The sequence below is a fragment of the Streptomyces sp. WAC 01529 genome (genome assembly GCF_003945545.1).
Classification (GTDB): domain Bacteria; phylum Actinomycetota; class Actinomycetes; order Streptomycetales; family Streptomycetaceae; genus Streptomyces; species Streptomyces anatolicus.
Window position 1 is genome coordinate 2254304 of sequence record NZ_CP029617.1, and the last position, 20296, is coordinate 2274599.

20 protein-coding genes are annotated in these 20296 nt (G+C 72.0%); 10 read left to right on the top strand and 10 right to left on the bottom strand.

Annotated features, from left to right (window positions below; translation table 11 throughout):
- Positions 1-13: 13 nt before the first annotated feature.
- Entirely contained in the window at positions 14-1426 is a 1413-nt protein-coding gene (locus DMA15_RS10170; RefSeq protein ID WP_125512454.1) for a family 2B encapsulin nanocompartment shell protein, read from the bottom strand.
- Between the two features lie 441 nt (positions 1427-1867).
- Between DMA15_RS10170 and DMA15_RS10175 the strand changes: the two genes are divergently transcribed.
- Positions 1868-3241 carry an FAD-dependent monooxygenase gene (locus tag DMA15_RS10175; RefSeq protein ID WP_164551718.1) on the top strand — a complete coding sequence of 458 codons (1374 nt, stop codon included), beginning with the start codon at positions 1868-1870 and terminating at the stop codon, positions 3239-3241.
- A 54-nt stretch (positions 3242-3295) separates the two neighbouring features.
- Here DMA15_RS10175 and DMA15_RS10180 read toward each other — a convergent pair whose 3' ends face one another.
- The gene (locus DMA15_RS10180) at positions 3296-3610 is read right to left on the bottom strand and encodes a hypothetical protein (RefSeq protein WP_125512456.1); all 315 of its coding nucleotides are present in this window, start codon (positions 3608-3610) and stop codon (positions 3296-3298) included.
- 108 nt (positions 3611-3718) lie between these two features.
- Between DMA15_RS10180 and DMA15_RS10185 the strand changes: the two genes are divergently transcribed.
- Positions 3719-4522: a site-2 protease family protein gene (locus DMA15_RS10185; RefSeq protein ID WP_125512457.1), complete on the top strand. Its 804-nt coding sequence runs from the start codon at positions 3719-3721 to the stop codon at positions 4520-4522.
- Here DMA15_RS10185 and DMA15_RS10190 read toward each other — a convergent pair.
- The 3 genes from DMA15_RS10190 to DMA15_RS10200 all read right to left on the bottom strand — a co-directional run bounded on the left by DMA15_RS10190 (position 4512) and on the right by DMA15_RS10200 (position 6674).
- Complete coding sequence (locus tag DMA15_RS10190; RefSeq protein ID WP_125512458.1) at positions 4512-4709, bottom strand: hypothetical protein; 198 nt, start codon at positions 4707-4709, stop codon at positions 4512-4514. The two genes, DMA15_RS10185 and DMA15_RS10190, sit on opposite strands and share 11 nt — an antisense overlap.
- Positions 4710-4806: 97 nt before the next feature.
- Positions 4807-5535, bottom strand: a complete 729-nt coding sequence (gene npdG / locus DMA15_RS10195; RefSeq protein WP_125512459.1) for an NADPH-dependent F420 reductase — start codon at positions 5533-5535, stop codon at positions 4807-4809.
- Positions 5536-5564: 29 nt separating this feature from the next.
- A complete protein-coding gene (locus DMA15_RS10200; protein ID WP_125512460.1) occupies positions 5565-6674 on the bottom strand; it encodes a sialidase family protein in 1110 nt (369 codons plus the stop codon).
- A 79-nt stretch (positions 6675-6753) separates the two neighbouring features.
- On the opposite strand from DMA15_RS10200, the gene DMA15_RS10205 reads away from it, so the two are divergent.
- On the top strand, positions 6754-7446 hold the full coding sequence (locus DMA15_RS10205; protein WP_125512461.1) for a hypothetical protein: 693 nt from the start codon (positions 6754-6756) through the stop codon (positions 7444-7446).
- 92 nt (positions 7447-7538) lie between these two features.
- Positions 7539-8816, top strand: coding sequence for an MFS transporter (locus tag DMA15_RS10210; RefSeq protein ID WP_125512462.1), 1278 nt, complete (start codon positions 7539-7541; stop codon positions 8814-8816).
- Positions 8817-8906: 90 nt separating this feature from the next.
- On the opposite strand, the gene DMA15_RS10215 is transcribed toward DMA15_RS10210, so the two are convergent.
- The gene (locus DMA15_RS10215; protein WP_125512463.1) at positions 8907-9956 is read right to left on the bottom strand and encodes an RICIN domain-containing protein; all 1050 of its coding nucleotides are present in this window, start codon (positions 9954-9956) and stop codon (positions 8907-8909) included.
- Positions 9957-10142: 186 nt separating this feature from the next.
- On the bottom strand, positions 10143-10370 hold the full coding sequence (locus DMA15_RS10220; protein ID WP_125512464.1) for a hypothetical protein: 228 nt from the start codon (positions 10368-10370) through the stop codon (positions 10143-10145).
- Between the two features lie 61 nt (positions 10371-10431).
- On the opposite strand from DMA15_RS10220, the gene map reads away from it, so the two are divergent.
- Together map and DMA15_RS10230 are read left to right on the top strand one after the other, a co-directional pair.
- Entirely contained in the window at positions 10432-11289 is an 858-nt protein-coding gene (gene map, locus DMA15_RS10225; protein WP_125512465.1) for a type I methionyl aminopeptidase, read from the top strand.
- A 144-nt stretch (positions 11290-11433) separates the two neighbouring features.
- Positions 11434-12102, top strand: a complete 669-nt coding sequence (locus tag DMA15_RS10230) for a biliverdin-producing heme oxygenase (protein ID WP_125512466.1) — start codon at positions 11434-11436, stop codon at positions 12100-12102.
- A gap of 67 nt (positions 12103-12169) precedes the next feature.
- On the opposite strand, the gene DMA15_RS10235 is transcribed toward DMA15_RS10230, so the two are convergent.
- From DMA15_RS10235 to DMA15_RS10245, 3 genes are read right to left on the bottom strand one after another with little or no spacing between them, the layout of a single operon-like run.
- The gene (locus tag DMA15_RS10235) at positions 12170-12826 is read right to left on the bottom strand and encodes a PhzF family phenazine biosynthesis protein (protein ID WP_125512467.1); all 657 of its coding nucleotides are present in this window, start codon (positions 12824-12826) and stop codon (positions 12170-12172) included.
- Positions 12827-12841: 15 nt separating this feature from the next.
- Complete coding sequence (locus DMA15_RS10240) at positions 12842-14320, bottom strand: HtaA domain-containing protein (RefSeq protein WP_125512468.1); 1479 nt, start codon at positions 14318-14320, stop codon at positions 12842-12844.
- A 52-nt stretch (positions 14321-14372) separates the two neighbouring features.
- Positions 14373-15866, bottom strand: a complete 1494-nt coding sequence (locus DMA15_RS10245; RefSeq protein ID WP_125512469.1) for an HtaA domain-containing protein — start codon at positions 15864-15866, stop codon at positions 14373-14375.
- A 91-nt stretch (positions 15867-15957) separates the two neighbouring features.
- Here DMA15_RS10245 and DMA15_RS10250 point away from each other — a divergent pair, with 91 nt between their 5' ends.
- The 4 genes from DMA15_RS10250 (at position 15958) to efeO (ending at position 20289) form a co-directional block, all read left to right on the top strand.
- Positions 15958-16971, top strand: coding sequence for an ABC transporter substrate-binding protein (locus tag DMA15_RS10250; RefSeq protein ID WP_125512470.1), 1014 nt, complete (start codon positions 15958-15960; stop codon positions 16969-16971).
- A gap of 5 nt (positions 16972-16976) precedes the next feature.
- Positions 16977-18062 (top strand): iron ABC transporter permease, encoded by a 1086-nt coding sequence (locus DMA15_RS10255; RefSeq protein ID WP_240660190.1) that lies wholly within the window; start codon positions 16977-16979, stop codon positions 18060-18062.
- A 44-nt stretch (positions 18063-18106) separates the two neighbouring features.
- Positions 18107-18916 carry a heme ABC transporter ATP-binding protein gene (locus DMA15_RS10260; protein ID WP_240660191.1) on the top strand — a complete coding sequence of 270 codons (810 nt, stop codon included), beginning with the start codon at positions 18107-18109 and terminating at the stop codon, positions 18914-18916.
- 209 nt (positions 18917-19125) lie between these two features.
- Positions 19126-20289, top strand: coding sequence for an iron uptake system protein EfeO (gene efeO, locus DMA15_RS10265; protein ID WP_125517558.1), 1164 nt, complete (start codon positions 19126-19128; stop codon positions 20287-20289).
- Positions 20290-20296: the final 7 nt, after the last annotated feature.

The window sequence follows — 20296 nt, forward strand, 5'->3', positions numbered from 1 at the left end:
GCCGGGTCCGGCCCTAGCTGGGCCAGTGGGCGATCTGTACGTTCTCCAGTACGCCGACCGCGTCCGGTACGAGGATGGCGGCGGAGTAGTAGGCGCTGACGAGGTATGAGGTGATCGCCTTCTCGTCGAGACCCATGAAGCGGACCGACAGACCCGGTTCGAACTCCTCCGGCAGGCCGGTCTGGTGCAGCCCGATGACTCCCTGGTTCTCCTCTCCGGTACGCATGCAGAGGATCGAGCTGGTCCGCTCCTCGGTGATGGGGATCTTGTTGCAGGGGAGGATCGGGACCCCTCGCCAGGCCGGGACCTGCTGACCGCCGAGGTCGACGTGGTCCGGGTAGAGCCCGCGCGCGTTGAACTCACGTCCGATCGCCGCGATCGTCCTGGGGTGCGCCAGGAAGAACTTCGACCCGCGGCGGCGGCAGAGCAGATCGTCGAGGTCGTCCGGGGTCGGCGGGCCGGAGTGCGGCTGGATCCGCTGCTTGAAGTCGGCGTTGTGGAGCAGCCCGAACTCCCGGTTGTTGATCAGCTCGTGCTCCTGGCGCTCGCGCAACGCCTCGATGGTGAGCCTGAGTTGCTCCTCCGTCTGGTTCATCGGCCCGTTGTAGAGGTCGGCGACCCGCGTGTGGACGCGCAGAATGGTCTGCGCGACGGAGAGTTCGTACTCGCGCGGCTTCAGTTCGTAGTCGACGAAGGCGCCGGGCAACTCGTGCTCGCCGGTGTGCCCGGCCGACATCGCGATCTCCGCCTCACCGCGATGGTTCTGCCGCCGGCGGGAGCGCGACTTGAACTCTTCGAGGTGGTCCCGCAGGCTCGGCGCCGTGGACAGCACGGCCGCGAGGTCGGCGCGTGACAGGGTCAGCAGCGTGCCGGGCGTCTCGGCGGTCGCGGTCTGCTCCCACCTGGCGTCCTCGTCCAGCAGAGCGTGCGCTCCGAAGTGGTCGCCGTCGGCGAGTACGTCGAGGGCGACCTCGCCGCCGTAGTTGCCGACGGTGGTCTGGCCGATGCGGCCGTGGGCGATCAGGTACAGCTCGCCCGCGGGCCTGCCGCGCTCCACCAGCCTCTCACCGCTGCGGAAGTCGCGTTGGACGCACCGGTCGGCGAGGGCGGTCAGCACCTCCACGTCGTCGAAGCCGCGCAGCGGCGCCAGTTCACCCAGTTCGCGGGGGATCACCCGGACGTCGGCGCCGTCCTGGACGAACTCCACGGACCCGTCGCCGACGGTGTAGCTCAGACGCCGGTTGACGCGGTAGGCGCCGCCCTTGGTCTCCACCCAGGGGAGCATCCGCAGCAGCCAGCGGGAGGTGATCTCCTGCATCTGCGGGGCGGACTTGGTCGTGGTGGTGAGGTTGCGGGCAGCGGCCGTGCCCAGGCTGGACTGCCGGGGCAGCTCCAGCCGCGTATCCGGGCTCGAGTCAACAGTCATCGGGCGAGGTCTCCTTGGTCAGGGGTGTGACGCGCGTACGCGGGCAGGGCCGGGCACCAGAGGGAAGGAGGAAAGGGGCAAGGGAAATAGAAGGGGATATATGGGCGGGAGCCCGCCCGGATCCAGAAGAACGCTAAAGGCCGCCTCGCCCGCCGCACCAAGGAAAGTCGGGGAGTTAGCTCGATGCGATGATCCGGCCCGCGCGATGTTTGCCCGGGTACCGGCGGGATTCAGCCGTAGTTGGCGGCGCGCCCCGGCGAGCGACGAGTTGGCTCTCGCGGTGCGGGACCGCGGGTTGAGGGCCCGGCGGAGGCGCCGTACGCGGCGGCCGATCTCATGGCGTGGGGTCGGAAACACGACTGGGCCCGGTCGGGCTCCGTCACGGCTGCGGCGATACTCCGGTGCGGACTCGCGGACTCGGGACTAGGGAACGGGACCTCCATGGCCAAGAATCAGCACAACTCGTCGCCCCGCGCCCGCTGGGAGCGGGCCGTCGTCATCGGTGGCGGCTACGCCGGGCTCGTGACCGCGCGGGTCCTGGCCGATCACTTCGACGAGGTACTCGTCCTGGAGCGCGATCCGCTGCGCTCGGACACGGGTGTGCACCCCCACGTCCCCCAGGGCTACCACGCGCACGCGTTGCTCGCGCGGGGCGGCGACGCGCTGGAGGGTCTCTTTCCCGGACTGCGGGAGGAACTGGCGGACGTGGGAGCGCCCGTGTTCGACTACGGCGAGCGGATCAGCTTCCTGCTGCCGACCGGCTACGCGCCGACCGACCCGGTGGGCGTACCGGTCCAGAGCTTCACGCGCGACGAACTCGAACGCCGCCTGCGGCAAAGGGTGTCGGCCCTCGCGGCGGTGCGGCTGCTCGCGGCGACCCACTGCGAGACGGTGACGGCGAGCGCCCCCGGCCGCCTGGACCGGGTCCGCTACCGCGCCCATGGCGCCGACGAGTCCACCGAAGTCACCGCTGATCTGGTCGTGGACGCCTCGGGCCGCTCCACGTCCGTCGACCGGTGGCTCGCCGACGCGAAGCTGCCGGTCTCCGCCAGGACCGTCGTCCGAGCGAAGATCACCTACACCTCGGCGTGCTACGTACGCCCACCGCAGGACCAGCAGGACTTCGACGTCGCGTACCAGATGACCTTCGCGCCCGGCGTTCCGCGCGGCGGGGTGGTGCTGGCCGTGGAGCACCATCGCTGGATGTACTCACTGTTCGGCTTCGATCAGCAGGTGCCGCCCACCGACGACGAGGGGTACCTCGACTTCGCCCACAGCCTCGGCAATCCCCGTCTCGCCGAACAGATCAAGCGCGGTACCCGGCAGGGAGAGATCCACCGCTACACCAACCCCGGCAACGAGTGGCGCCTCCACCACAAGAACCCCCGCTGGCCCGAACGCCTGATCGCGGTCGGCGACTCGCTCTGCGTCTTCAACCCGGTCTACGGACAAGGGCTCACGGTCGCCGCGCTCGAAGCGGAGCTGCTCGGCCGTCTGCTGCGCCGCCGCACGGCCGGCGCGTCCGGCCTCGACGGCCTCAGCCGCGCCTACCACCGTGCCGCGGCCCGTGTCGTCCATGTCCCATGGACCATGGCCACCAGCTCCGACCTCATGTGGGCCCCCACCGGGCAACCCATACCCGCACGCTTCGCCCACTGGTACAACCAGCAGATCTTCGCGCTCGCCGTGCACGACCCGGGCATATGGGCGCGGTTCGTCCGCGTGCTGAACATGACGGCCGCGCCCTCGCTGCTGTTCCGTCCGGCCGTGCTCGCCAAGGTGCTGCGCCGCGCACTCACGCGCCGCGCGAGCTGAGGCGGCGACGCCCCTCGGATCCTGACATGTGCGGCGCCCCGGGCCACGGGTTGCTCAGTCCGCCTCCAGTCGGCGCAGGCAGTCATCCGCACGCGCGCGCCGTTCGGCGAGGGGCAGCTCCCACCACGCCGTGCCGCGTTCCCCCAGCCCCGTCTTCGCGAGCTGCACGCGGGATCGGGCCGCCTTGCGCGCGGCTTCGTCGTCGCGAGCGGCGGCGACCGCCCGGCGGGCCGCCATCAGATGGTGGACAAGCCGCTCCTTCACGTCCTCGGCGAGGCCGGGGTCCGTGGCCCGCCAGCGCCGCCCCTTGACGATGATGAAGTGACCGTCCTCGGTGTGTTCAACGCTCTCCGCGTTCTCTGCCGCCACGCGGGCATCATGCCCCGTCGGGCCGGGCCACGCGAGCGAGACGTGTTGGGCATACGAGCGCTACGGTCGGGCACGTTTCCCGTACCAGGACCACAGGAGCCCCGCCCCATGACCACCGCCCCACTCCGCAGCAGCGACCGGCGGATCAGTCCCGTCTTTCTCGGGATCGCCGCCGTCACGGCGGTATCCGGCTGGGCCGCCTGGACCGGCTTCGCGAGCAATCCCGGGCTCGCCGTCTTCCTGTTCGTGACGGCCGCCTGGATCGTCTCGCTCTGCCTGCACGAGTACGCGCACGCGCGCACCGCCCTGCACAGCGGCGACATCTCGATCGGCGCGAAGGGCTATCTGACGCTGAACCCGCTCAAGTACACGCACGCCCTGCTCAGCGTCGTGCTGCCCGTGCTCTTCGTGATCATGGGCGGCATCGGCCTGCCCGGCGGCGCGGTCTTCATCGAGCGGGGGCGGATCCGGGGCCGCTGGCGGCACAGCCTGATCTCGGCGGCGGGCCCGCTGACGAACGTACTGTTCGCGCTGGTCTGCACGGCGCCTTTCTGGCTGGACGCCCTGGACGGCGTGCCGGACGCGTTCCGCTACGCGCTCGCCTTCCTCGCCCTGCTCCAGGTGACGGCGGCGATCCTGAACTCCCTGCCCATCCCGGGCCTGGACGGTTACGGCGTGATCGAGCCCTGGCTCTCGCACGGGATCCGCCGCCAGGTGGAGCCGTTCGCGCCGTTCGGGCTGCTCGCCGTCTTCGCCGTGCTGTGGATCCCGGAGGTCAACCACGCGTTCTTCGACGCGATCGACGCGATCCTGCGCGGCCTCGGCGTCAGCGACTGGGACAGCTACTGGGGCCAGGAGCTGTACCGCTTCTGGGAGGGCTCCGGGGAGGTCCCGCCCGCGATCAGTTCGTAGGGCCGGTCGGGACCGCCGCGTCCCGCTGGAGCTTGGCGCGGCGCAGGTAGAACCAGGCCATGTTCGACGAGAGCCCCGCGAGCAGCACCCAGACGACGCCGAGCCAGCTGCCCTGCGCGAAGGAGAGCACGGCGGCGACGACGGCGAGCGCGCAGACCACGAGGGCGTAGAGAGCGAGGCGGGGCATGGGGGTCGGCTCCTGTCGGATGAAGCGGGGGACGCCCGGGGGCGTGCGGTCGTACCCGTCCAGTCTCCCCCATGTGTCCCCCATGCCCGCCCGCGCCCTACACGTCGGTGACCCGCAGCCCCGCGTGCGCCTTGTAGCGGCGGTTGACGGAGATCAGGTTGGCGACCAGGGACTCGACCTGGTGGGCGTTGCGCAGGCGCCCGGCGAAGACGCCGCGCATGCCGGGGATGCGGGCGGCGAGCGCCTGCACCACGTCGGTGTCCGCGCGGCTCTCGCCGAGGACCATGACGTCCGTGTCGATCTCCTCGATGGCGGGGTCCTGGAGCAGCACGGCCGACAGGTGGTGGAAGGCGGCGGTGACGCGGGAGTCCGGCAGCAGGGCGGCGGCCTGCTCGGCGGCGCTGCCCTCCTCGGGCTTGAGGGCGTAGGCGCCCTTCTTGTCGAAGCCGAGCGGGTTGACGCAGTCGACGACGAGCTTGCCGCGCAGCTCCTCGCGCAGGGCTTCAAGGGTCTTGCCGTGGCCGTCCCACGGCACGGCGACGATGACGATGTCGCTGCGCCGCGCGCACTCCGCGTTCTCGGCGCCCTCGACGCCGTGGCCCAGCTCCTCGGCGGCCGTCCGCGCCCGCTCCGCCGCGCGGGAGCCGATGATCACCTTCTGTCCGGCGCGGGCCAGGCGGTAGGCGAGGCCGCGCCCCTGGTCGCCGGTGCCGCCGAGGACTCCGACGACGAGCCCGGACACGTCGGGCAGCTCCCAGGGGTCCTTGGCCGGGGCCTTGGCGGGGGTCTCGGCGGGGGCGTTCTGCGCACTGTCTGTAGAGGTCATGGGGCGACCCTACTCACCGGTCACAGGGCTTACGCGCCTTCCCGGGTGTTCACCAGTTCGGCCACCGGGATCCGCCGGAACGTGATCGTCTCGTACGCGCTGAAGTCCCCCGTCTCGTAGAGCAGCCCGACGGTCTCCTCGTCGAGGCGTACGAGGTCGGAGTAGGCCGCCGGGAGACCGTCGACGGTGTGGGCGGGTTCCCAGGTGGTGCCGCAGTCGAGGGAGCGGCGCACGGTCATCAGGGCGCGGAAGCCGGGGTCGGCGGGGCCGGAGAAGAGGAGCACGTCGGGGTCGCGCAGCTGGAGGACGCTGCCCTCGACGACGGGACCGGTGAGGGACGCCTGGGGGCGGAAGGGTTTGACGAGGCTCCGGCCGCCGTCGCGGGAGTGGGCGTCGGCGCGGTTGCCCGGTGCCGGGGAGTCGTTGCGGGTGTTGAAGTACAGGCGGCCGTCGGGGAGTTCGGCGGCGGTGGTCTCGTTCACGTTGATGTAGCCGTTGGTGTTGTCGTCGATGTAGCCGATGCGCCAGGTGGCGCCGGAGTCGTCGCTGAGCAGGCAGTGGCCGCCGTTGTACTTGCCCTCGGTGCCGTTGTCCGTGCCGGTCGGGGGCAGCGAGTGGTTGGCGGGGACGACGATCCGGCCGCCGGTCAGCTGGATGGCGTGCCCGGGGGTGGTCGCGTACCACCGCCAGTGCGCCTTCTTCACCTGCGCGGTGATCTCGCGCGGCGCGGACCAGGTGAGGCCGGCGTCGTCGCTGTGCTGCACCCAGACGCGCCGCCCGGCGGCCGCGGAGACCTTGCCGCGGCGGATGGCGTCCTCGGTGGCCGCGGCGGCGTTCCTGACGTGGACGAGCAGGATCCGGCCGGTGCCGAGGACGACGGGGGCGGGGTTGCCCGCGAGGTCGGTGCCGTTCTTGGCGACGACCTGGAGCGGGCCCCACGTGCGGCCGCCGTCGGCGGAGCGCTTGAGGACGATGTCGATGTCGCCGAAGTCCTCCTGGGAGCCGACGCGGCCCTCGCAGAACGCGAGGACGCTGCCGGGGGCGGTGGTGCCCGGGGCGGTGGTGACGACGGCCGGTATGCGGAAGCTCGCGTATCCCTCGCGCCCCGCGCGGAAGGGAACAGACGTCTCATATGTCATCCCCCGCCCTTCCCCACCGCGGGGGAATTCCGGGTGAACTTCCGGTCACGACTGGCCCGTTCGGGCAGGATGCGACGCCATGGACGCCGTACGGGTCGCGCTGCTGCGCGAAGTGCTCGCTGGGACCGAGTGGCTCGGGGCCACGCGCCGCTTCGCGGGGACGCTGCGCTCGTCCGTGGTGCCGCACGGCGGCGGGCTGCTCCTGGTGGGCACGCGGGCGTACGAACCGTGGCACCTGGCCGCCCACCTGGTGGACGAGGCGGCCTGGTCGGGCACGCCGGAGCTGACTCCGACACTCGTACGCCACCGGGTCCTCGCCTCCGATCCGGCACATCTGTCGACCGGGCTCGGCCGGATCGAGGCCGCGCGGCGCGGCGAGACGCTGCTGGTCGTGGCGCCGGACGCGCCGGACGCGGAGCTGCTGACGCGCGTGCACGACGCGAGGCGGGCCGGGGCGACCGTCCTCGCGCTCGGCTCCGGGGACCGGGACCTGAGCGCGCTGTCGCACGAGGCGCTCGCGGTGCCGCGGGGGCCGGACGGACCGGACGGACCGGACGCGCCGGACTCGTCGGACTCGTCGGACTCGTCGGACTCGTCGGACTCGTCGGACGGTTCCACGGGTGCCGACCTCGATCTGGACACCGTGCAGCACCTGGTGAGCGCGGCCGCCGGTGAGAACGCGCTCCCCGTGGCGCGGGGCCGCCGACGCTTCCGTGACCGGCTCTCGCGCCTCGCCGACCAGCTGACGTCGCCGCCGACGGCGCGGTGGTGAGCGCGGCCGGTCCCGGCGCCGGTGAGGTCGCGAGAAGGGCGCGCGGTAAATCGTTTGCCCGAGGCACCGGTCGCCGCTGAGCATGGTTTCCCGTGCCTCTCTCCGCGATACTGCCCGACCTCTCCCCCTGGCGCTCCACCCGGGATTTCCGGCTGCTGTGGGTGCAGGGGCTCGTCACGAACTTCGGCGGTTTCATGGCGCTCGTCGCCCTGCCGCTGCAGATCAAGGAGTTGACGGACTCACCGGTCGCGGTCGGCGCGATGGGCGCCGTCGAGCTGGTGCCGCTGATCGTCTTCGGGCTGTACGGCGGCGCGCTCGCCGACGCCGTCGACCGGCGCAAGGTGATCCTCCTGAGCGAGGCGGGCCTCGGCCTGCTGGCCGTGCTCCTCCTGGTGAACGCGCTGCTTCCGTCGCCGCTGCTGTGGCCCTTGTACGTCGTCGCGGCCGGTGTCTCCGCGCTGGCCGGGCTGCAACGGCCCGCGCTCGACTCGCTGATGGCCCGGATCGTGCCGCACGACCAGCTGACGGCCGCCGCCGCGCTGAACTCGTTCCGCTGGAACGTGGGCGCGATCGCGGGGCCGTCGCTCGCGGGCCTGGTCGTCGCCTACGCCGGGCACGCGGCCGCGTACGCGGTGACGATTCTCGGCTTCGCCGCCTCGGTCCTGCTGTGCACCCGGCTCTCGCCCGCGCCCGCCGCGCACGACGCGGAGAAGCCGTCGCTGCGGGGCCTCGCGGAGGGCGCGCGGTACGCGTGGTCGCGGCCGGTGCTCCTGGGTACGTACGCGATCGACATGGCGGCGATGTTCTTCGCCTTCCCGAACACGATCTTCCCGTTCCTCGCGGACGAGCTGGACGCCCAGTGGTCGCTCGGCCTGATGTACGCGGCCGGGGCGGTCGGCTCGCTGCTGCTCAGCCTCACCAGCGGGTGGACGTCCCGGGTGCGGCGGCACGGGCTGCTCGTGGTGTTCGGCGCGGCGGGGTGGGGGCTCGCGATCACGGCGGCGGGCTGGTTCGCGAACGTATGGGTGGTGCTCGGGTGTCTGGCGCTCGCGGGCGCGGGGGACATGCTGAGCGGGCTCGGGCGCTCGACCATCTGGAACCAGACGATCCCCGACGAGCTGCGGGGGCGGCTCGCGGGGATCGAGGTGCTGTCCTACAGCGTCGGGCCGCAGCTGGGGCAGGTCCGCGCGGGTGCGGCGGCGGGCTGGACCGGGACGCGGTCGGCCATCTGGTCCGGCGGCCTGGCCTGCGTGGCCTCGGTCGCCGTCCTCACGGCGGTGCTGCCGCGGCTCGTCTCGTACGACGCCCGGACGGACGCGGACGCGAAGCTTCGCCGTGAGCGGGGCCTCACGGAGCCGTCCACCCCGTGAGCTCGGGCCGGCGCCCGGTGCCCTTGCCTCTGGGCGCCGCTTCGCGGCGGTCTCCCACCCACCCACCCGTTACCCAGCACTCGGTTCCTGTTACTCCGCGTCTATGAAAAAGACCTGGTCCGTGCGGTCTGCCGTGCACGGCTCCTGTCTGGCCGTGGCGCCCTCCGTCGTGGCGCTGTTGGTGATGCCCACGCAGAACTTCCGCTCGGGGGTGTGGAGCGTGTAGATGCGGTAGGTGTTGGGCACCGGCGTGTCGACCGCCTCGATGTAGAAGACGTTGGCGCTCGCGCAGTCGCTCGTGGTCTCCAGCAGATCGGGCACCGTACTGACCGGGAACACCATGAGGCAGCGGACGCCCGCCTGCGCGCTGTGCCACTGGAGCTTGAACAGGCCGTTGCCCTGCGGCGCCAGATAGGTGCGCGGCGACGTGGCCTGCGCGCACGAGCGCTGCACGGCGACCGGGACGCTGAGGATCCCGGCGCGCCCCTCGGTCAGGCACTTGCCGGGCGCGCTGCCCGGGCGAAGCTTGATCCAGCCCTCCTTGAGGCCCCGGAAGTTGCCCTGGGTGAAGTCGGCGCCCGGCTGGTTGTCGCAGGTCCACTGGCGCAGCGCCGTACCGTCCGCGGTGGCGGAGGCGGTGACCTCCAGGCACTTGCGCGGGCTCGCCGTCATCGGCTGGATCAGCGCGGCGTCCCCGTGGCTCTCGAAGAGGAAGCTCATGCCGGGCCGGTCGCCGCACTCCGCCTGCACGAGGGCCGCGCCGTTGTCGGCGCTGGAGTTCTCCACCGCCATGCACTTGCCGCTGAGGGCGCTGACGATCTGCACCGCCCCGCTGTGGACCGCGGACACCTTCAGGTACCAGAGCGCCCCTTCCCGCCCGGCGCAGCGCCGCTGCCTGACGGGTTCGCCGGTCTCCTGCCTGGCTACCTCCAGGCACATGCCGGTGTGGGTCGCGGCGATGTTGATCTGCTGGCCGGAGGCGGTGGCCGCCTGCCGGCCCGACGCGGTGGCCGCGGCCTCGGCCGTCCCGCCGCCGACCGGCAGCAGGGCCGAGGCCAGCGCCAGCACGAGGGCCAGGAGGAAGGTCGGGGCGAGGCCCGGGTCGGCCGCGCGCGGACGGGGTGAACGGAACCTCAGCATGGGGAGCTCTCCATCCCTGGGGGATCGAGCCCGCGCGGTGGGCCGGGCCCCCGGGGGCCCGGCCGCCGCGGACGCGGGCGTGGCGGCCGCCCGATGCTGCCCGGCCCCGCTGATGCCGGGCTGACGCGGCCCGCGCCGCAGCCCGTTCCCGAAGCCCGGAAGGCAGGCCCAAGGGGCCGAGGAGGTCTACTCCTCGTCGCTCCGGGTGACCGAGTCGTGCCAGCGCGGATCGTTCTCCCACTGGAGATTGCGCTCCGCGGCCGTCCGCATCGCCTGCTCCGCGTCCCCACGCGTGGCGTAGGGACCCATCCGGTCCTTGCCGGGGCAGTCGGGGCCCTCCTCCACCTTCCGGTGCTCCAGGCAGTAGTACCACTCCCCCGGCTTGCCGACCGTCCGCTTCTTGAACAGTGCCATGTCCCGCTCCTCTCGTTCCTGACGCCATCGTGCCCCGAGACCCCTGGCTAGACTCGCTGGCATGTCTGGCCAGTCACTGCTCGTCCCAGGGGAGCTCTCCCCCATCCGTTCCGTACCGGGCAACATCAGGCGCCCGGAGTACGTGGGGAAACCCGCCCCCACCCCGTATACGGGGCCGGAGGTGCAGACCCCCGAGACCATCGAGCTGATGCGCACCGCGGGCCGCATCGCCGCCCGCGCCATGGAAGAGGCCGCGAAGCACATCGCCCCCGGCGTCACCACCGATGAGCTGGACCGCGTCGCGCACGAGTACATGTGCGACCACGGCGCCTACCCCTCCACGCTCGGCTACCGCGGCTTCCCGAAGTCGCTGTGCAGCTCGATCAACGAGGTCATCTGCCACGGAATCCCGGACTCCACCGTCCTGAACGACGGCGACATCATCAACCTCGACGTCACGGCGTACATCGGCGGCGTACACGGCGACAACAACGCCACCTACCTCGTCGGCAACGTCGACGAGGAGTCCAAGCTGCTCGTCGAGCGCACCCGCGAGTCCCTCAACCGCGCCATCAAGGCCGTCAAGCCCGGCCGCCAGATCAACATCATCGGCCGCGTCATCGAGTCGTACGCCAAGCGCTTCGGCTACGGCGTCGTACGTGACTTCACCGGGCACGGCATCAACTCGTCCTTCCACTCCGGCCTGGTCGTCCCGCACTACGACAGCCCGCACGCGACGACCACCATCAAGCCCGGCATGACGTTCACGATCGAGCCGATGCTGACGCTCGGCACGCACGAGTACGACATGTGGGAGGACGGCTGGACCGTCGTCACCAAGGACCGCAAGCGGACCGCGCAGTTCGAGCACACGCTGGTGGTGACGGAGACGGGGGCGGAGATCCTCACGCTGCCCTGAGTGGTTCCCCGGGACGGGAGTGGGTAGCTTTTTTACCGACAGGGCGTCGGGAACCAGTTGACTTAGGTAAGCCTAACTTGCCATGATCTCCACACGGTCGCTGGTTCCCGCCACTCCGTCCCCCGGCTCCCCTGGAGGCCCCTCATGGACACGCCGCGCACGCCGTTCTCGACGGTCATCCGCACCGCCTCGCACGAGCAGCACACCGAGGCCGAGACCTCGACCTTCATGAGCGACCTGCTCGGCGGCAAGCTCGGCGTCGACGCCTACGCGCGCTATACGGAACAGCTCTGGTTCGTCTACCGCGCCCTGGAGGACGGGGCCGAGGCCCTGGCCGACGATCCCGTCGCGGGGCCGTTCATACGGCCCGAGCTGGCGCGCGTACGCGAACTGGAGCGCGACCTCGCGCATCTGCGGGGCGCCGACTGGCGCGCGGGCCTCGCCCCGCTGCCCGCCACGGCGGCGTACGCGGCCCGGGTCGCGGAGTGCGCGCGCACCTGGCCCGGCGGCTATGTCGCCCACCACTACACCCGCTACCTCGGCGACCTCTCCGGCGGGCAGATCATCCGCGGCAAGGCCGAGCAGACCTGGGGCTTCGCGCGCAAGGGCGACGGTGTGCGGTTCTATGTGTTCGAGGGGATCCCCAACCCGGCCGCGTTCAAGCGGGGGTACCGGGAGCTGCTCGACGGGATCGACTCGGTCGTCACGGACGAGCTGGAGAGGAAGCGGATCGTCGACGAGTGCCGGCGCGCGTTCGCTTTCAATACGGCGGTTTTCCGGGAGTTGGGGCAGGAGTTTCCGCTGAGCGCGTGAGGGGCTGAGCGACTCGGGGGCTCTGCCCCCGGACCCCCGCTCCTCAAACGCCGGAGGGGCTGGAGTGTCAGTCGGTGGGGCTGGGGTGCCAGCCCCGTACCCTTCCGCCCACCTCGATCTCACCGTCCGGGCCCGGGGCCGTCAGGATCTGGGAGCCGCGGCCCTGGGTGATGTTGAGGGCGCGGCCCAGTTCGTGGGTGAGCAGGAGCGCCGCCGCGCCCGTCGCCTCGTCCTCCGTGATGCCGTCGTCCCTGCCGGGGAACGCCCTGGCGCGGACCCGCCCGGCCGCCTCGTCCTCCCACGCCCAGGCGTAGATCCACTCCCCGGGCGGCGGCACGTCGAGCGCGTCCACCTCCGCCGCCGTCCCGTACCGCCGCAGCGTCCTCGGCGGCGCCCACCGCGCGTATGCCGTGATCCAGCTGAACTCGCCGTCCTGGCGGGCCTGCACCACGCCCGCGGGGGTGACCAGTTCCGGCACGTCGAGCAGCCAGGCCGTGCCGACGCAGGGGTGGCCCGCGAAGGGCAGGCGCAGGGTCGGGGTGTAGATGTCGATGACGCCCCGCTCGGGGTCGTCGACGAACACCGTCTCGCTGAAGCCGAGTTTCGCCGCGAACGCCTGCCGGTCCTCCTGGGCGGGCGTACGGGCCCCGTCGCGCACGACACCGAGTTCGTTGCCGTGCCGACCGTCGGGCCCGCAGAAGACGCGCAGTACGTCAAAGGTCACCCCGGCATTGAAGCATCACAGCGCTTCGGTGCCCCGCGTACGCCGTGCCGCGTACACCGCGCCCGCGCCCGCCGCCACGGCCGCGCCCGCCACGCCGAGCAGCGCGGCCGAGGGGGCGTCGGCGCCGGTGGCCGCCAGCGAGTCGGCGTCGCCGAGCGCACCGCCGACCGAGCCGCCGCCGCCCACGGAACCGGACCCTGCGGCACCGGTGCCGCCCCCGGCCTCACCGCCGAACTGGGCGCCTCCGGAGGGGAGTTCCGCACCCTCGGAGAGGGAGAGGGCGACCGTCACCGGGTCCAGCTTCTGGCCCGGCTTGTAGATGGAGCCGACCGCGCCGTTGGCGAACTGCTTCGCACCGGCCGCCGTGAAGGCCGCGGGGACCTTGTCGAGGCGTACGACATCACCCTTCGCCTTGTACGAGGCCTTGGAGAGGTCGAGGGTCGCGAACTTCACGTTGTTGTTGGTGCCCTTGGGCGTGGTGACGTCGACGAGAAGGGTGCCCTTGGCGCCGTTCGCCCGCACCTTGAAGTCGCTGAACTTCATGTCGATGCCGTGTGCCTTGTACGCGAAGCGGACGCTGCCGCCGAAGGAGGCGTCGATCTTCTTGGCGCCTGAGTCCACGTCCGCCTTGGCGTGGGGGAAGGTGTAGCCGCCGGTGATCTTCTTGGCGCCGCCCTCGACGGTCACCTTGCCGCCGCTGGAGATATAGGCGCGGAAGCTCTTCTTCAGCCCCCAGGAGAGCCTGCCGTCGACGGCTTCCCCCGGACCGGGCGTGCCCGGCGTGCCGGTGGGCGTGGCGGTCGGCTTCGGGGTCCCGGTGGGCTTCTCGGTCGGCTTGTCGGTGGGCTTGTCCGTCGGCTTGTCGGGGAGCGGGGCGCCCGCCTTCACCGTGAGCGTGGCCGGGTCGAGCTTCTCGCCCTCCTTGTACATGTCGTTGAACGCCTTGGCGCCGGCCGCCGTCAGCGTCGCCGGGATGTCCTTGAGGACCATCGCGCCGCCCTCGCCCTGACCGGGCCTGATCCCGGTCATGTCGAGGCGGGCGAGGTCGATGTCGTTCTGGGTGGCGCCGTTGAGCGTGACGTCGGCCTGGATGGCGCCGGCGTTGCCCCCGGTGCGCACCTTCACGTCGGCGATCCTGATGTCGAAGCGGTGGGCGGTGGAGACGAAGCGGACGGCTCCTTTGAAGGCGGTCTCGGTGGCGTGCGTGCCGGTGTCGTAGGCCCCCGTGCCGCCGGTGAAGGTGAACACCCCGTTGTCCGGCGCCTGCTTGGCGCCGTCCGTCGCCTCGATCTTGCCCATGGCGATGCCCGTGACGTACTTGCGGAAGGTCTCCTTCACGCCCCAGTCCAGCGTGCCGTCCTTCAGCTCCAGCCTGGGCGGTGCGGCCGCGCCACTGTCGGCGGCCGTCGCCGGGAGGGCGAGGGCGGTCGCGCCGAGCGTGACGACGGTGGCGACGGCTGCCGCGAGGGTTATGGGGCGAGGGGTAGCGGCCATGATCAGGCTTCTCCTTGGGAGAGGGGGTGTGAGGGGTGAGGGAGGAAAAACGTCAGGAGTCCGAGGCGTCGGAGGCGTCCGCCCCCCGCCTCTTGCGTACGACGCCGAAGGCGACCGCCGCCGCGAGCAGCACCGCCACGCCCGCGCCCACGCCGATCGGCACGGCGTTCGAGGAGTCGGAAGAGGCCGGGGGGGCGTCCGCCGCCTTCTCCGTCTTCCGCTCGGAGCGCGCGGTGTCCTCGGACCGCTCGGCCCTCGCGGAGCGCGGGGCGGGCGATGAGCCGAGGTCCGGCAGCGCGGGCAGCTTCGCGTCGGCGTCGACTGCCACGGCCAGGGAGAGCGGGTCCATGGCGGAGCCCGCCTTGTACATGCCGCCGAAGGCCCTGGCCCCGTCGGCGGTGAGCTTCGAAGGCACCTCGGTGAGCGAGACGAGACCGCCCTTCGGCTTCAACTGCCCCTCGGGCGCGGCGAACGTGACCAGCGGGGCGTTCCGCAGGGTGACGCCCCGGTCGCCCTTGCTGTCGACGTCCGCCGAGAGCGTGCCCTTGCCGTCCTTCACCTCCACGGCCACCTTGCTCAGCGCGAGGTCGAGGCCGTGCTTCCCGGTGAAGCGGACCGCCCCGGCGAAGTCCGCGTCCAGCTTGCGCTTCTTCGCGTCGTACGAGCCCTCGCCCCTGGGGAAGCGGAAGAGCGCGCCCCCGTCCTCGGCGCCGCCGGTCAGCTTCCAGCGGCCCTTGGCGATGGGACCGGTCACGTACTCGCGGAAGGTGCGGCGCACGCCCCAGTCGACGGCGGCGTCCTCGATGCGGCCCGCCTTCGCCCTCCCACCGGACGGCTCCGGCCGCTCCGAGCGCTTCGGCGAAGGCTCGCCCGATCCTCCGGACTTCGTGGCAAGGTCCGTCGACAGGCTCACCGGGTCGAGCGCGGTACCCGCCGCGTAGTACCCGGCGAAGGCCTTCGCGCCCTGCGAAGTGAGCTTGGCGGGGAGGTTGTTGAGGGCGATGGGGCCGGTGCCGCCCGTCATGTCGATGCCGCTGACATCGAGCGAGGCGAGCGGCACCCGCGCGGCCGATGTGACCTTGCCGCTGCCCTTCCGCTTGCTGACCATGTCGGCGTAGAGCGTGCCGGAACCGCCCGCGACCCGCACCGTGGGGTTACTGATCGTCAGGTCCAGTTCGTACACCCCGCCCTTCTTGTGCCCGGTGAACCGCACGCCCCCGGAGAACCCGGCGCTGAACTTCCCGCTTTCCGGGTCGTACGCGCCCTTCGCCGAGTGGAAGCGGAACTGGCTGCCGCCGACCGTGGCCGCCCCGCCCTGGAGGGTCGATCCGCCCCGGGCGATGGGTCCGGTGACGTAGCTCTGGAAGGAGGACTTGATGCCCCAGTCGAGCCGTCCGCCCCGGACCGCGCGGTCCTCGGCGTGCGCGGCGGCCGCCGGGAGCAGCGCCCCGGTGAGCGCGGTGAGTACGGCCACGGCTCCGGCGCGGGTGGCGACACCACGCGCCCGCCCCGACGATGACGACCACCGCGTACACGACGACGGCATGGGAGACCCCCTCCAGCTCTAGCTAATAAGGTAAGGCTAACCTAAACTACGAACCCTCAACAGCTCGACAGGACGGTGGATTTCGGTGCGAATGCCGCGCTCACTCCGCATCACCGGCGCCTGGGCCGCCGCGCTCGCCCTCGGCCTGACCGGATGCGGGACGTCCGACGGCGGCACCGGCGCGCAGCCGCGGAAGGCGCCGACGCACGCCGCCGCGCCCGACCGCGTGGAGCCGCTGAAGGCGCCTCCCGAGGCGAGACTCCCCGCCACCGTCACCTCGGCCGACGGCCACAAGGTGACGGTGAAGGACACCAGCCGCATCGTGCCGCTCACCGGCAGCCTCAACGAGATCGTCTTCACTCTCGGCCTCGGCGAGCACGTCGTCGCCCGAGACATCACCGCCACCTTCGAACAGGCCGAGAAGCTGCCGGTGGTGACACGTGCCCACGACGTCTCGGCGGAGAGCGTGCTCTCGCTCAGGCCGACCGTCGTCCTCGCCGACACCACCACCGGCCCCGCCGAGGCCATCGACCAGATCCGCGACGCGGGCGTCCCCCTCGTCGTGTTCGACCCGGCGAAGGGCCTGGCTGACGTGAGCCCCCGGATCGAGGCGGTGGCCAAGGCGCTGGGGGCCGAGAAGGCGGGCGCCGAGCTGACGGAACGTACGGAGAAGCGGATAGCGGCGGTCCGCAAAACCATCCCCGCCGGGGCTCGCGCGAAGAAGCCGCGCGTCGCCTTCCTCTACCTGCGCGGCTCCGCCTCCGTCTATCTGCTCGGCGGCCGTGACTCCGGGGCCAGTTCGCTCCTGGAGGCGGCGGGCGCGGTCGACGCGGGCAAGGAGTCGGGGCTGACGAAGGACTTCACGGCGATCACCAGCGAGGCGCTCGCCAAGGCCGCGCCCGACGCGATCCTCGTGATGACGAAGGGCCTGGAGTCGGTGGACGGCGTCGACGGACTGCTGAAGGTCCCGGGCGTCGCCGAGACCCCGGCCGGTCTGGACCGCCGCGTCGTCTCCGTCGACGACGGGGTGCTCCTCAACTACGGGCCGCGCACCGACCAGGTGCTCAAGTCCCTGGTGGAGCAGCTCTACGGGGACACCGAGTGAGCCTGCTGACCGAACCCGGGGGCCGGACCGCTCCCACGGCCCGCGAAGAGGCGCCCCGGACCCGCCGTGGCGCGGCCCTCCCCCTGACCGCCGGGCTCGTCGCCGTACTCGTACTGCTCTGCCTGCTCTCGGCGGGCATCGGCGCGTACGGCATTCCCCTCGGGGACGTCATCGCCTCGGTCCAGCACCGCATCGGGCTCGGCGGGGCCCCGCTCGACCGGGTCGGCGAGAGCGTGCTGTGGAACGTGCGGCTGCCGCGCGTGGTGCTCGCGCTGCTCGTCGGCGCCTCGCTGGGGTGCGCGGGCGCTCTGATGCAGGGCGTGTTCGGCAATCCGCTCGCCGAGCCCGGCGTCATCGGGATCTCCTCGGGCGCGGCGGTCGGCGCGGTCGCCTCCATCGCGCTCGGCCTGAGCTTCCTCGGGAACTGGACCGTCACCGTCTGCGCGTTCGTCGCCGGGCTGGCGACCGTCCTGCTCGTGTACGTGATGTCGCGCGAGGGCGGCCGTACGGAGGTCGTCACGCTGATCCTCACCGGCATCGCCGTGAACGCCTTCGCGGGGGCGCTGATCGGCCTGTGCCTCTTCTTCGCCGACAACGCGCAGCTCAGCCAGATCACCTTCTGGCAGCTGGGCTCGCTCGCGCAGGCGACCTGGCCGAAGGTGCTCGCCGTGCTGCCGTGCGCGCTGCTCGGCCTCGCCGTCGCGCCCCTCTCCGCGCGGAAGCTGGACCTGCTCGCGCTCGGCGAGCGGCCCGCCCGGCATCTGGGCGTGGACGTGGAGCGGCTGCGGCTCGTGCTGGTGCTGGTGGTGGCGCTGCTGACGGCGGCCGCCGTTGCCGTCGCCGGGATCGTCACCTTCGTGGGACTCCTCGTGCCGCATCTGCTGCGGATGGCCGCGGGTCCCGGGCACCGCTTCCTGGTCCCCGGCAGCGCGCTCGGCGGGGCGCTCGTGATGGTGGCGGCCGATCTGGCGGCGCGCACGGTGGCCGCGCCCGCCGAGCTGCCGCTGGGCGTGCTCACCGCGCTCTTCGGCAGCCCGTTCTTCTTCTGGCTGTTGCGCAGGACCCGGCGCAGGCAAGGGGGTTGGGCGTGATCGGGCGGCTGGGCAGGAGGCTCTTCGCGGGCCGCGAGCGTGCGCTGCCGGAGCCGGGCGCGGCCGGTGACGTGCTCGCCGAGGCCGAGGGGCTGCGGGTGCGGCTCGGCGGGCGCGAGGTGCTCGCCGGGGTGTCGGTGGCCGCCCGCGCGGGCGAGGTGCTGGCGCTGGTGGGGCCCAACGGAGCGGGGAAGTCGACGCTGCTCGCCGCGCTCGCCGCGGATCTGCCCGCCGACGCGGGAATCGTGCGCGTCTGCGGGCGCCCGGCGGCCGACTGGTCCGCTCCCGAACTGGCCCTGCGCCGGGCGGTGCTGCCGCAGTCCGCCGCGCTGTCCTTCCCCTTCGCGGTGGAGGACGTCGTACGGATGGGCCGGGCGCCGTGGGCCGGGACGCGTGCGGCGGACGACGACGACCGGGCGGTGCGCGAGGCGATGGCGGCCACCGAGGTGGGCGAGTTCGCCCGGCGGCCCTTCTCGGCGCTCAGCGGCGGCGAGCGGGCGCGGGTCGCGCTGGCCCGCGTCCTCGCCCAGCGCGCCCCGCTGCTCCTGCTCGACGAGCCGACCGCCGCGCTCGACCTGCGCCACCAGGAGCTGGTCCTCGGCATCTGCCGGGAGCGGGCCGCCGCCGGTGACGCGGTCGTGGTGGTGCTGCACGACCTGGGGCTCGCGGCGGCGTACGCGGACCGGGTCGCGGTGCTGCGGGGCGGGGTCCTCGCGGCGGAGGGCGCCCCCGGTGACGTATTCGAGGAGGAGCTGCTGTCGCGGGTGTACCGGCAGCCGGTGGAGGTCTTCCCGCATCCGCGCACCGGCGCCCCGGTGGTCACTCCCCGCAGGAGCCCGGCCACCCCGGCTTGACCTGCGCTTTACCCGGCCATGGGCCGTCCATCAGCCGCCCGTGATCGGCCCGTGAGCGGTGGCCCCGCTTGAGAGCTGAATCACGGAACGGGCGGGTATCACCGAGGTAAGGGTCGGTTAAGTTAGGTCCGCCTCACCGGTATGCGGTGGGGTTCGTCCGTCTCTGATCCCGTTGTCCGTGATCCGTCTGGGAGTCCTCTATGCGACCCGTGCGACCCGCCCGCCTGTCCGTCGTCACCGCCGTCGCCACCGCGGCGGCCCTGACCGCCGTCACGGGCTGCACGGAGAAGAGCGACGCCAAGGGCGGCGCGAACAGCGTGAGCGTGACCGCCACCGACGACTCGTGCCAGGTCTCCAAGAAGGAGCTGTCCGCCGGACACGTCGAGCTGGCCATCGAGAACAAGGGCTCCAAGGTCACCGAGGTCTACATCCTCTTCCCCGACGACCGCATCGTCAGCGAGCGCGAGAACATCGGCCCGGGCACGAAGCAGAAGCTCACCGCCGAGGTGAAGGCCGGTGCGTACGAAATCGCCTGCAAGCCCGGCATGAAGGGCGACGGCATCCGCCAGAAGATCACCGTCACCGGCGGCGGCAAGGCCGCCAAGCGCGACCCCCGCCTGGACAAGGCCGTCGCCGCCTACCGCGAGTACGCGCAGGAGCAGGCCGACGCGACGCTGCCGAAGACGAAGGTCTTCACCGACGCCGTGCGCAAGGGCGACCTGGCGGCCGCGAAGAAGGCGTACGCCGACTCCCGCATCGGCTGGGAGCGCACCGAGCCGGTCGCCGAGTCCTTCGGCGACATCGACCCGAAGGTCGACCTCCGCGAGGACGGCCTCGAAGACGGCCAGGACCTGGAGAAGGACTGGACGGGCTGGCACCGTCTGGAGCGAGCCCTGTGGCAGGACAAGAAGATCGGCAAGCGCGAGAAGGAGCTGGCCACCCTCCTCGACAAGGACCTGCTGGACTGGCAGAAGCGGGTCGGCAAGGCAGTGATCACCCCGACCTCCATGGCCAACGGCGCCAAGGAACTCCTCGACGAGGTCGCCACCGGCAAGGTCACGGGCGAGGAGGAGCGTTACTCCCACACCGACCTGGTCGACTTCAAGGCGAACGTGGAGGGCGCCGAGAAGTCGTACGAGCTGCTGAAGCCCGTGGCCGCCGAGAACGACCCGAAGCTCGCCGAGGAGCTGGACAAGCAGTTCGCGGCCCTGGACAAGCTCCTGGAGAAGTACCGCGAGGGCGGCAAGGACTCCTACGACTTCGTCTCGTACGACAAGGTCGGCAAGGCGGACCGCAAGGAGCTGCAGGACGGCGTGAACGCGCTCGCGGAGCCGCTGTCGAAGCTGGCCGCGGCCGTCGTGAAGTCCAAGTAGCGGCTGG

What these genes read in the sequence shown, in the direction of transcription:
- map (WP_125512465.1), top strand. Translation starts at nt 10,432, where the DNA reads ATGTCTGGCCAGTCACTGCTCGTCCCAGGGGAGCTCTCCCCCATCCGT.
- DMA15_RS10230 (WP_125512466.1), top strand. Translation starts at nt 11,434, where the DNA reads ATGGACACGCCGCGCACGCCGTTCTCGACGGTCATCCGCACCGCCTCG.
- DMA15_RS10220 (WP_125512464.1), bottom strand. Translation starts at nt 10,370, where the DNA reads ATGGCACTGTTCAAGAAGCGGACGGTCGGCAAGCCGGGGGAGTGGTAC.
- DMA15_RS10200 (WP_125512460.1), bottom strand. Translation starts at nt 6,674, where the DNA reads ATGACATATGAGACGTCTGTTCCCTTCCGCGCGGGGCGCGAGGGATAC.
- DMA15_RS10215 (WP_125512463.1), bottom strand. Translation starts at nt 9,956, where the DNA reads ATGCTGAGGTTCCGTTCACCCCGTCCGCGCGCGGCCGACCCGGGCCTC.
- DMA15_RS10245 (WP_125512469.1), bottom strand. Translation starts at nt 15,866, where the DNA reads ATGCCGTCGTCGTGTACGCGGTGGTCGTCATCGTCGGGGCGGGCGCGT.
- DMA15_RS10185 (WP_125512457.1), top strand. Translation starts at nt 3,719, where the DNA reads ATGACCACCGCCCCACTCCGCAGCAGCGACCGGCGGATCAGTCCCGTC.
- DMA15_RS10240 (WP_125512468.1), bottom strand. Translation starts at nt 14,320, where the DNA reads ATGGCCGCTACCCCTCGCCCCATAACCCTCGCGGCAGCCGTCGCCACC.
- npdG (WP_125512459.1), bottom strand. Translation starts at nt 5,535, where the DNA reads ATGACCTCTACAGACAGTGCGCAGAACGCCCCCGCCGAGACCCCCGCC.
- DMA15_RS10190 (WP_125512458.1), bottom strand. Translation starts at nt 4,709, where the DNA reads ATGCCCCGCCTCGCTCTCTACGCCCTCGTGGTCTGCGCGCTCGCCGTC.
- DMA15_RS10250 (WP_125512470.1), top strand. Translation starts at nt 15,958, where the DNA reads ATGCCGCGCTCACTCCGCATCACCGGCGCCTGGGCCGCCGCGCTCGCC.
- DMA15_RS10175 (WP_164551718.1), top strand. Translation starts at nt 1,868, where the DNA reads ATGGCCAAGAATCAGCACAACTCGTCGCCCCGCGCCCGCTGGGAGCGG.
- DMA15_RS10170 (WP_125512454.1), bottom strand. Translation starts at nt 1,426, where the DNA reads ATGACTGTTGACTCGAGCCCGGATACGCGGCTGGAGCTGCCCCGGCAG.
- DMA15_RS10205 (WP_125512461.1), top strand. Translation starts at nt 6,754, where the DNA reads ATGGACGCCGTACGGGTCGCGCTGCTGCGCGAAGTGCTCGCTGGGACC.